At 61.5% G+C, this 10,192-nt stretch carries 10 protein-coding genes; 4 read left to right on the plus strand and 6 right to left on the minus strand.

What is annotated here, in order from left to right:
- The first annotated feature begins 1 nt into the window (after nucleotide 1).
- From SA87_RS05890 to SA87_RS12620, 3 genes are all read left to right on the plus strand, one after another.
- Entirely contained in the window at nucleotides 2–1,354 is a 1,353-nt protein-coding gene (locus SA87_RS05890; RefSeq protein WP_066441695.1) for a sensor histidine kinase, read from the plus strand.
- A gap of 194 nt (nucleotides 1,355–1,548) precedes the next feature.
- Nucleotides 1,549–2,169 (plus strand): hypothetical protein, encoded by a 621-nt coding sequence (locus SA87_RS05895; RefSeq protein WP_169816917.1) that lies wholly within the window; start codon nucleotides 1,549–1,551, stop codon nucleotides 2,167–2,169.
- A gap of 250 nt (nucleotides 2,170–2,419) precedes the next feature.
- On the plus strand, nucleotides 2,420–2,557 hold the full coding sequence (locus SA87_RS12620) for a hypothetical protein (protein ID WP_409359825.1): 138 nt from the start codon (nucleotides 2,420–2,422) through the stop codon (nucleotides 2,555–2,557).
- Nucleotides 2,558–2,683: 126 nt separating this feature from the next.
- Here the strand turns inward: SA87_RS12620 and SA87_RS05900 are convergent, their stop codons facing one another.
- The gene (locus tag SA87_RS05900) at nucleotides 2,684–3,997 is read right to left on the minus strand and encodes a polysaccharide deacetylase family protein (protein WP_082910484.1); all 1,314 of its coding nucleotides are present in this window, start codon (nucleotides 3,995–3,997) and stop codon (nucleotides 2,684–2,686) included.
- 54 nt (nucleotides 3,998–4,051) lie between these two features.
- Complete coding sequence (locus SA87_RS13490; protein ID WP_169816918.1) at nucleotides 4,052–4,222, minus strand: hypothetical protein; 171 nt, start codon at nucleotides 4,220–4,222, stop codon at nucleotides 4,052–4,054.
- A gap of 66 nt (nucleotides 4,223–4,288) precedes the next feature.
- Between SA87_RS13490 and SA87_RS05905 the strand changes: the two genes are divergently transcribed.
- Nucleotides 4,289–5,659: a TrpB-like pyridoxal phosphate-dependent enzyme gene (locus SA87_RS05905; protein WP_066200606.1), complete on the plus strand. Its 1,371-nt coding sequence runs from the start codon at nucleotides 4,289–4,291 to the stop codon at nucleotides 5,657–5,659.
- A gap of 468 nt (nucleotides 5,660–6,127) precedes the next feature.
- Here SA87_RS05905 and SA87_RS05915 read toward each other — a convergent pair whose 3' ends face one another.
- From SA87_RS05915 to SA87_RS05930, 4 genes are all read right to left on the minus strand, one after another.
- Nucleotides 6,128–7,420 (minus strand): ABC transporter permease, encoded by a 1,293-nt coding sequence (locus SA87_RS05915; protein WP_169793299.1) that lies wholly within the window; start codon nucleotides 7,418–7,420, stop codon nucleotides 6,128–6,130.
- 5 nt (nucleotides 7,421–7,425) lie between these two features.
- On the minus strand, nucleotides 7,426–8,118 hold the full coding sequence (locus SA87_RS05920) for an ABC transporter ATP-binding protein (protein ID WP_066200616.1): 693 nt from the start codon (nucleotides 8,116–8,118) through the stop codon (nucleotides 7,426–7,428).
- Nucleotides 8,119–8,149: 31 nt separating this feature from the next.
- Nucleotides 8,150–9,133, minus strand: coding sequence for a hypothetical protein (locus SA87_RS13700; protein ID WP_211258059.1), 984 nt, complete (start codon nucleotides 9,131–9,133; stop codon nucleotides 8,150–8,152).
- A 111-nt stretch (nucleotides 9,134–9,244) separates the two neighbouring features.
- On the minus strand, nucleotides 9,245–10,123 hold the full coding sequence (locus SA87_RS05930) for an alkaline phosphatase (protein WP_082910485.1): 879 nt from the start codon (nucleotides 10,121–10,123) through the stop codon (nucleotides 9,245–9,247).
- Nucleotides 10,124–10,192 lie beyond the last annotated feature (69 nt).

Raw genomic sequence — 10,192 nt, forward strand, 5'->3', positions numbered from 1 at the left:
CGTGCGCCCCGTTTTTTGGAAGCGCCGCCTGACCCTGCGCAGTCGCCTCACCCTGTGGACTGCGGCTTTACTGCTTGTGATCGGAACGGCGGAGTGGCTCTTCATCGACGCCTTGGCATCTTCGCACCTTCCGCAAGCGCTCCTTGGGCCGCTCCGGATGGTGGAGATTTCTTTAAGCGCCGATCCCTTCATCTCCGGCGAATCCCCTCTTGATCCGCCGTCTTTTGATCGGGCGCCGACTGCGCCAGGTCCGCCGGCAGGCGGAAGCGAGAAGATCGCTCGCATCGAGCCGGAGACCAAAAGATCCGTAGCCGTTGAAAAACTTCCGCTTCCGCCGTTGACCGAAAAAGAAAACCATGGACTGTCGCTTCTTTCCATGCTGAACGCCGCCGTTTTGAAGGAATATCGCTGGATCTCGTTATTGACCGTCGCCCTGGCGACGATCTTCGGCGCGGTCGGCGCGTACGTCTTAAGCGGTCGGGCGCTGGATCCGGTGCGAAAGTTGTCCGAGGCGGTCCGCAACGTGCAGGTCGGTACGCTGGACGTGCGCCTGCCGGTCGAAGGGCCTCCGGATGAAGTGCGGGTGCTGGCCGAATCGTTCAACGCTCTGTTGGCGCGCCTGGAGCGGTCGTTTCGACAGCAACGCGACTTCGTCGCCGCCACGGCCCACGAACTTCGCACGCCGCTCGCCGCGCTCCGCACGCTGTTGGATGACCAAGCGGCGGAATCAAAAAGGGGCCAAAACGGGAACGAAGAGACATGGAAGGGGTTGGATCGGGCGGTCGAGCGGCTCCAGGAGACGGTCGAAGGCCTATTGGTTCTGGCGCGGGGGGAAGGCAATCTGGAACGGGAGGCGGTGAGCCTTGCGGCCGTCCTTCTTGATGTCGTCGAGGAATTGTCGTCGCTTGCTGAAGCGCACGGCGTCACGCTGTCCGTCGACATCGACGATGCCGCGGAAGCCGAAGCTTTTGTCCTCGGCGATCGGCGGCTCATCGAACGGGCGGTCGCCAATCTCATCGACAATGCCGTGCGGTATAATCGCCCCGGTGGCCGCGTCTGGATCCGCCTCTTGTCCGACAACGGGGCGTTTTGGACGATTCGTGTCGAGGATACCGGCATAGGGATTCCAAAAGAAGCGCAGGAGCGCATTTTTGAGCGTTTTTATCGCCTCGACGATTCGCGAAGTCGAAAGAGCGGCGGCGTCGGACTGGGTCTCGCCATCGTCCGCCATGTCGCCGAACTGCACGGGGGAACCGTCGAGGTGGAAAGTGCTCCGGGGAAAGGGAGCGTTTTTGCCCTCCGCTTTCCGCACGGCCGAGGACCATACCGAACGCCCATGAAACCCAAAACTTAAAACTTAACAGAAGCCTTACCCAAAACTTAACGGGGGCTTAATGCCCTCCGTTGTATGATGGAAGCGGCGGAAAGGAGAGGGGAGGAAAACATCGCAAGGAGGCCTGAACGATCATGAAAGTACAGCGAAAAGCATGGCTTTGGGCTGGAGCGTTCACGGTCTTTCTCTTTGGGCTTTCCATATTCGTACACCACTTGCGCTACGCTGCGGATGTCGCCTATGCTGCAAATGATGAAAGGAACACTTCGTCGGTGATGGCGCCGCTCGGGATGTCAAACGCAAGCATAGATTCGTCGAAAATGAAGGACGTGAGCGCCCAGGAAAACGGGCCGGTGACGGTGACGACGAAAGGCAAGAAAACGCCCGCAAAACGCGTTCTTGAGGACGGTCAGAACACATCCGACCGCGTCACGGTCGGCGATCACCGCGTCAACGTTGCCGCGCCGGGAGAATGGGGCACAGGACAGACCCTCCCGTTCCCGTTTGACGAAGGGCAGACGAAGCACCTTCAAGACATCGGCGTTGAGGCGACCTACGCCATCAATCTAACCATTCCGGGCCAGACGTTAGCGGCGTCCGAAACGTCGTGGTCCTTTACGCGCGGGGAAAAAGTGACCATTTCCCTTTCTTGGATTCCGCGGGATGCGAAGCTGTACGTCGGGTTGATCGATTCTGAAGGCAACTTCTATTTCGTGCCGTTTACCGGCGGGGCCGATCAAGAGACGTTTACGATTCAGGTCGCCGACCGTTATTCGATCGCGATCTACAATACCGATACGCATGAAGTGACGGTCCAAGGATACGTTACGCTTTAATGAATGCCGACCTCCTCTCCTTTCCGCTTTTTTTTTGCAAAGGAATACTCTAAATTGCGTGGAGGTGGATGCCGTGGAGTACCAGGACGTGACCCTTTCGTTCTCCAAAGAAGTGTTGCGATAGGCAAAACACATTTGAATACGGGCCATGGCTGTCTAAGCGTTCAGGTGTTGCAGGAATTCTACGTGACGCTGACCTCCTCCCCGGAATGAATTCCGGGGATTTCCGCACTTCCGGCACCGGAATCGGATGCCGGATCGGTTCTCTTTTGCGCAGTGCCCGCACCGCTGGGCGTACTGGGTCGACGAGCCGGTCGTCGTCGACGGAAACCTCATCTCGGCCCGGCGGTCGCCGGATCTGCCGGCGTACGGCCGGGCGCTCGCTTAGGCGCTGGAGGAGAGGGACGCCTGAGCGTGCGTCCCGTTCAAGGCGATAGCGAGCCGGTCAGCAGTGAGCGGAAGCGAGATTTTGGGGTTCGGGCTCGGCGATGCGCGTTCGCAAGCGGCGCAGTCGTCAGCGAGGTCGCGCCGGGTCGAGGACGGCGTCGGCGTCGAAAAGGGGCCGCAGGAGGTCTTTTTGCGTCTTGAGGGCGATGCCGTCGATGTGCCGGCGGTCCATGAACGCCCAGTCTTGCTCCATCCGCAGGTAGGGTTTGGGTCCGACGCCGAAAAAGACGTGAAAGCCCTGGCTTTGGAGCCACCGGAATTTTGCGTCGGACGGCGGGACGTGGCTTCCGAACGGATAGACGTAGAGAGGCGTCGGGCCGACGAGGGGCTCGACTTCGGTTTTCCACTTGCGGGTGTCTTCCTTGAGCCGTTCGAGGGAGATTTTCGCCACGTCGGGATGGCCGTAGCTGTGGGAGGCAAAGCGCCAGCCGGTCGCCTTGAGCCGTTCGACGACCCGAAGCGCCGCCTGCCGCTCCGCTTCGGCCTCCGGGCGCGCGGGGTTTTGCGTCCGGTAGCCGAGGATGCCTTCATAGCCGGTGAGGTTGAGGATGCCTTTGGCGCCGTCCAGCGAAAAATCGGGATGTTCAGAGACGAAGCGGTCGACGATCGGCACGATTTCGTCGTCCCGGGAGACGACCGGGCGCCCGTCGCGGTCGATCGACGCGGCGGCGACGTTCCCTTCTTCGTCCAGGACGAGCCGGACGGCGTTGCCGCGCCGGACCATGTACGGGTAGTAATTGAGGTCGTCGACGGAGAGGATGAGCGGTTTTTTGCCTTCGGGGAGGCGGAGCGTCTTTCGCGCGACGGTGCCGTCCTCCCGGACGTCCAGCACGTCGAAGATGTCGACGAGGAGGTAGCCGCGTTCGTAGAGGGAGGCGAGGATCTTTTTGAATTCGGGGACGGTGACGAAGTAGTCGTCGTAGCCTTTGGCCAGCCGGTCGCCGGTAAAGGCCCGCTCGGGATAGACGATGAGCGGGTGGAAAAAGAGGTGCTCGATCGGCCCGTCGTACGGAACGCGGGAAGCGGCGGCTCCGGCGGGGGTTCCGGCCGGCGTCCCGGCGGGATTTTCGGTCGGGGGGTCGGCGGAACGATCGGGCGCCGCGGCGGCCGGCCCGTTTCCGGACGAAGGCGGCGCGGACCGCTCGCCGGCGGCGGTCCCGACGGGGTCGCCGGTTGGGGCGGCGGCGCCGGATGAAGCGGATGAGCGCCCCGCGGCGCCGTTCGGACCCGGCGCGACGGTTTCTTTGGCCGCCCCTTTGGAGGCGGGGGGAGGGGAGATGCCGGCGTTCGGGGAACAGGCGGCGAGGAGAAGGATCGCCAGCGATGCGGCGATCCCTCCGGCGACGATCCGGCGAAGGAAGGGCGCGGCCGGGGAGCGCATGGGGGCTACTCCTTTCGGGGCGTTTCGAAGAATGTCGCTTCTTGTCTGGCTCGTCTATTCTATCTGGACGAGATTCGGCGTCGCTTCGTTGCGGCCGGCGGCTGGATTTTGAGTTTTTTTCGCGTTATGATTGAAGTCATCGGTGCGGCGTCGGCAAGCCGTCGGCGCGGCGCCGGCGGAAGGCCGGCCGGCCTTTTCTTCCAAACGTCGGTCCGGCCCGATCATCGGCCGGATTCGACGGGAAAATCCGACGAGACGAGAAAAAAACCGATGGAGAAGGGATGAGATGAGTTGAGCCGAGAGGAGACGAAGATCATCCTCTCCGAAGCGGAGCTTCCGACGCACTGGTACAACCTTCGGGCGGATCTTCCGGATGTGCCGCCGCCCCTCCATCCGGCGACGCAAAAGCCGCTTCGGCCGGAGGATCTGGCGGCGATCTTTCCGCCGGATCTCATCGAGCAGGAGATGAGCGCCGAGCGGTGGATCCCGATCCCGGAGCCGGTGCGGGAGATCTACCGCCTCTGGCGGCCGACGCCGCTTGTCCGGGCCCGGCGGCTGGAAGAAGCCCTCGGGACGCCGGCGAAGATTTTTTACAAGTATGAAGGCGGAAACGCGTCGGGCAGCCACAAGCTGAACACGGCGGTGGCGCAGGCGTACTACAACCGGAAGGCCGGCGTCCGGCGCCTGGCGACGGAGACCGGCGCCGGGCAGTGGGGAACGGCGCTTTCCGTCGCCTGCCGCTTTTTTGGCCTGGAATGCACCGTCTATATGGTGAAGGTGAGCTACGAGCAAAAGCCGTACCGCCGGATCATGATGAACGTCTTCGGCGGCGAGGTGATCCCGTCGCCGAGCGAGCGGACGGCGGCCGGCCGGGCGGTGCTTAAGCGGGATCCGAATTCTCCCGGAAGCCTCGGCATCGCCATCAGCGAGGCGGTGGAAGATGCGGCGACGCACGGCGATACGAACTACGCCCTCGGGAGCGTCCTCAATCACGTGGCGCTCCACCAGACGGTGATCGGCCTCGAAGCGCAAAAGCAGCTGGACGCGGTCGGCGAGCAGGCGGACATCGTCATCGCGTCCGCCGGCGGCGGGAGCAATTTTGCCGGGCTCGCCTTTCCGTTCGTCTATGAACGGCTGACGACGGGGCGGGAGATCCGCTTCATCGCCGTCGAACCGGCGGCCTGCCCCACGCTGACGCGGGGGGCGTACGGGTACGATTTCGGCGATGTGGCGGGGCTGACGCCGCTTCTTCCGATGTACACGCTCGGGAGCGGCTTCATGCCGCCGGGGATTCACGCCGGCGGGCTCCGCTATCACGGGATGAGCCCGCTCGTGAGCGCCCTCTACCGGAAGGGGATCATCGAGGCCCGGGCGGTCGGCCAGCGGCGGGTCTTTGAGGCAGCGGTGCAGTTTGCCCGGGTGGAGGGGATCGTGCCGGCGCCGGAGTCGGCCCACGCGGTGCGGACGGCGATCGACGAGGCGCTCCGGGCGAAGGAGGAAGGGACGCGGCCGACGATCGTGTTCAATCTGAGCGGCCACGGCCATTTTGACCTCGCCGCGTACGAGGCGTATCTCGCCGGACGGCTGGACGATGTCGCGCCGGAGGAAGAGGAGCTCAAAAGGACGCTGGCCGGCGTCGTGCCGGTGGCGGAGGAGGCGTAGGCGGTCTTTCGGCTTTCGGCGCGGAAGCGGCGGGCCGGTTGTGAAAGGGCGAAATAACGCCGCAGCCGATGTCGGGCGGCCGATGCCGATCGGGAGGGGTCGGGAGCGGCAGCGCAGGGGGCAAAAAAGAGAGGCGGTCGCGGGGCACCGCCGCAGCGCACGGCAAAAAAAAAAACCGAAGGCGAATGCCATCGGTTTTTCGTTCCGTTCAGGAGGCTGCTGGGGTCGGCGTCGGCGCGCGTCCGATTTCGGATCTCGCCGACGATGATCCTTTGGCGGCGGCAAAAGGCCTCGGTCCTGGAGAGCTTCTGAAAGCTTCACAGCGCTGCGGACCGATCGCGGGGGCGGAGACCGGCCCGGAAGGGCGGCCGACCGCGGGGCGGGAGTCCGATTGGGGGCCGACGGACCAGGTGTGAAGCCCGTCGCGCTACCCCACCTGTTGTTTCCCCATGTGGGACGGCTCCGGCGTCACGACGCTTCCATTCTAAGCGCGCTGTCGAGCTGTGTCCGGTAGGTGAGAAACGCCGTTATGACGGCGACGACTAGCCCCCCGATCAGTAAGAGCGCGAGTTTCCACGCGGCGCCGGCATCGAAAAAGAACGGCATGGCAATCGACAATCTTTCCCCGATCCCGTAAGCCAAGAATGCGTAGACAACGTAGGACAGTGCCCAGCCGAAAAGCTCGCCGAGGAAAAACAGCCATACGGCTTCCAAGGCGACGACGAAAAACACGTGAAGACGCGATGCCCCGATGGCGCGCATCAAATAAAAGTCTTTCCTTTTTACTTCGATCGATTGATAGAGCGTCAGACAGACGGTAATCACTGCGAGCGCCAGGACAAGCCAGGCGATCGCGCCGAGCACTTCGGCGCCGAAACCGATCTGCTCGAAGATCTTTCCGAGGACTTGTCCCGGGAGGACGGCCTGGGCATGCGGAGATGCATTGATTTCTTGATAGAGTTGCATCAGTTCTACGTATCCCTTGGGATGGACGAGAAAAGCCGTGATCCCGTGCGAAAGATCGCCGGAGTCGCTGCCGGAAAGCATATGGGGAGTGTCCGCTACTTGATCGCTCGGCGCCGCTCGGATCGCGTCGTGTTCGACTGCGCTCTCGTGTTCGTGCAAGCGCCAATAGCTTTCGTAATGGACGAAAATGCCGCGATCGACGGGCGTATGCGTCGGTCGCATGATGCCGACGACCGTGTAAGGCATCTCGCGATGTTCATCGCTTTCGAGCCCTTCATGATGATCCGTCCCGTGGCTGGAGACGAAGGTGTCGCCGACCCGAAGACCGGTGTCCTGAGCGGTTTTGGCACCCAAGACGGCTTCGAAGGGGCGCTCAAATCGCCGTCCTTGAGAGATAACGAAAGCCGGTGGAGCGCCTGGACGGGAGCGCATTTCAAAAAAGCGTTCATCCGTGCCGACGATCCGATACCCTTGGAAATTGTCGCCCAAAGCAAACGGCACAACTGCTTGAACACGGGGATCCGCTTTGATGGCTTCATAAAAATCCCACGGGACATTGCCGAGAGGCCGATCGAGCAGGAAGATCGTGTTGAAGATGAGTTGCGTTTCGCTTCCTTTGCTGCCGACGATCATGCCGTAGGGTGCAGAAGATTCGCTGATGCCACGCTTGATTCCTTCGCTCGCCATCGAAATGCTGAGCATCAGGGCGACGCTCACGGCGATGATCATGATCGTTGTGCCCGTGACGACGGGACGACTCCGGATTTGGCGCCAGGCCATCACCCAAAGAGACAACTCCATCACTCCCCTGGCACGGGCGATCGATCCGAAACCACCCCGCCCGGTCCCAACGTCAGCACGCGCGTGAAAGCCGAAAGTAACGTCGTATCGTGCGTCACGAAGACGAGCGTGGCGCCCTTTTCACGGACAAGCGCAAGCAGTTCGTCGAGCACCACCGTTTTGTTCACCGAGTCCAAACTCGCCGTCGGCTCATCGGCGAGCACAATGGAGGGTTGATGGACGAGTGCCCGGGCGATGGCAACGCGCTGTTTTTCGCCGTGGCTTAAACGGCGCACATCGACATGCATCCGATCATTTAGACCGAGGCGGTGGAGAAGCGCCGTCGCCGCCTGGAGGCGTTCGAATTTGTTTTTGATTCCGCTCCACTTGGCGGCCATCAAGACATTCTCCAACGCCGTAAATCCGCCGAGCAAGTTTAAGGCCTGGAAAATGAGCCCCATCCGCCGCGCCCGAAGCCGATCACGCTGCGATTCTCCGAGCGCACCGATGTCCACCCCATCGATGATGACGCGCCCGGTCGTCGGTAGCGTGAGCCCGGCGATGATCTGAATCAGCGTACTCTTGCCGGACCCGCTGGGCCCGACGACGGCCACTCGCTCGCCGGGACCGACGACGAGCGACGGAATTTCGAGGACGCGGATCGTCTCTTTTCCGACACGGTACGTATGGGTGACTTCGACGATCTCGATCATTCCGCTCTCTCCTCTATTTCGCTCTCATCGTTCAATTTATAACCTCGACCCGTTCGGCATAGATCCGGACCAAGCTGACGAAACCCGTCTTGTCATCGGTGTAGGGACCGACGTCGAGCTTTCCGACGACGCGCACGGGTTTTTCCGTCGCCTCGATCGTTTTCCCTTGGGGCAAGTAGATGACGACGATGTCCTCCGGCCAATCGGCGTCACTGCTGCAAAACGGACAGAGAGCCAGCGGAACGCGCGTCAAGACGAAAAAGTCGAGTCGCGGCTGAAGCGGCGGCGCCATATACCCTTTCATCTCGACACGATGACCATTCAAATCGGTCAGTTTCTTCGACAGGATCAGACCGCGGACCGATTTTCCGGCATACAGTTCGCTGAACTTGAGCGACACCGGTTCGTCCGTCGCCGGCGTTGGTTGGGGCCTTGGCGCTGGATCGGGTTTGAGGTCTGGAGACTCGTCATTCGCATCGCGCGTAGGGGCTGATGTATTTTCGACGTTGCCCGGCTGCCCTGCTGCGGTCTGTCGTGGTGTTACCGACGCCGCCGGCGTTGGCTGGGGCCTTGGCGCTGGAGCGGGTTTGACGTCTGGAGACTCGTCATTCGCATCGCGCGTAGGGGCCGATGTATTTTCGACGTTGCTCGGCTGCCCTGCTGCGGTCTGTCGCGGTGTTACCGACGCTTTCTGCGACGCCCCGCGTACTTCTCTCGGCTCCTCCTCCGGTTCCTTTTGTGCCGAAGGAGAATGGCTTTCGCTGCTTTGAGCCGAGGCAGGATTCGTGGCGCGTTCAGCGTTCGATTCTGGACTTTTGACTTCTTGACTTATGACCGGAACTTCTTGGCCCGATGGCTCGGGCGGCGGATTGTTCGAAGAGGCGTCTTCGCGCTGCGAAGCGCCCGTCGAGGACGTCGGTTCCGCGGGTGACAATGAGGACGCCTGACAAGCGACGACAAACCACACGAGCGTTATCCATACAGGGATGATGACGAATCGACTTGCGCGTGACATGACCTCCCCCTCCTTAAAGAAACGCCGACGACCCATAGCCGCCTAAGCTGTGGGTCGTCGAACGCCACTTGAACGCCTTAAGCTTTTCGTTTTAAGCTTTTCGTTCAGTCGTCACCGTGCGCCGCCGACGCTCGGCGTCTTAGGCGAACCCGCCCGACCGAGAAGGTCGAATCCGCCGGCGCGCGCCATGGCGATGAAGACGTCGGTGTTGTTCATTGTCCCTTTGAAGTACTGCGCGCCTGGTCCGTAAGCCATGAGCGTCACGTCATCCGCTGTATGCACACCCAAATCGCTGGCGATCGTCCCCGGGTTGAAGAAACGGCCTTTGTTCGGATCGTCTGGGTTTTTTAAGCGATTCGGGTTGGCGACGGTTTTGCCATCGCTCGTCCGGATCGTAGGGGATGTCGGCTCTTCAGGGAAATGATAGTCGTTATAAAAGTCGGGGTGGTTGCCGAAATGGACCGCGAGCTTGCGCTCAACCTCCGGCGTATCCGGGAATTCAATCGGAAAGCGGCCGCTTTGTCCGTGCGTGTATGTCGGGAACCCGGCCTCAGCATAAAGGCGCACCGCTTCCCGTCCGGATCTGCCGTCGCCTTCCCAGTACGTGCCGGTAATGCTGTTGGAATGCGAGTGATCGGCGGTGACGATGATCAGCGTATCGCCACGACGTTCGGCAAACCGTTTGGCCACTTCGATCGCTTTATCGAACTCGATCGTATCATAGGCGGCGCGCTCCCAATCGTGAGGGTGGAGCTGTTTGTCGATGAGACCGCCTTCGACCATCAGGAAAAAGCCATGGTCGTTTTTGCTTAGGATCTCGAGCGCTTTTTCCGTCATCTCCCAGAGCGTCGGCTGGTCTGTGAAACTTCCGACCGATTTGTTTCGGGTCGCCCGATCGTAATACGTGTTCATGTCCGCGAGGTGGAAGAGGCGATCAAGTCCAGTATCATGTGTAAATTGCCCTCTTCGGCGAATGAAAGGACAGGTCACTCAGGCATTCACAACGTGCAGCATGGCCGGCTCAGTGGATTTCTGTTGTTCCTTCTTCCACTGCCAATA

It is taken from the genome of Hydrogenibacillus schlegelii (assembly GCF_001653195.1).
In the GTDB taxonomy this organism is placed as follows: domain Bacteria; phylum Bacillota; class Bacilli; order Thermicanales; family DSM-22653; genus Hydrogenibacillus; species Hydrogenibacillus schlegelii.

Excerpts from the sequence above, each read along its gene's own strand:
- SA87_RS12620 (WP_409359825.1), top strand. The coding sequence starts at position 2,420 with ATGCCGGATCGGTTCTCTTTTGCGCAGTGCCCGCACCGCTGGGCGTAC.
- SA87_RS13490 (WP_169816918.1), bottom strand. The coding sequence starts at position 4,222 with ATGATCGGGCCGGACCGACGTTTGGAAGAAAAGGCCGGCCGGCCTTCC.
- SA87_RS05900 (WP_082910484.1), bottom strand. The coding sequence starts at position 3,997 with ATGCGCTCCCCGGCCGCGCCCTTCCTTCGCCGGATCGTCGCCGGAGGG.
- SA87_RS05920 (WP_066200616.1), bottom strand. The coding sequence starts at position 8,118 with ATGATCGAGATCGTCGAAGTCACCCATACGTACCGTGTCGGAAAAGAG.
- SA87_RS13700 (WP_211258059.1), bottom strand. The coding sequence starts at position 9,133 with ATGTCACGCGCAAGTCGATTCGTCATCATCCCTGTATGGATAACGCTC.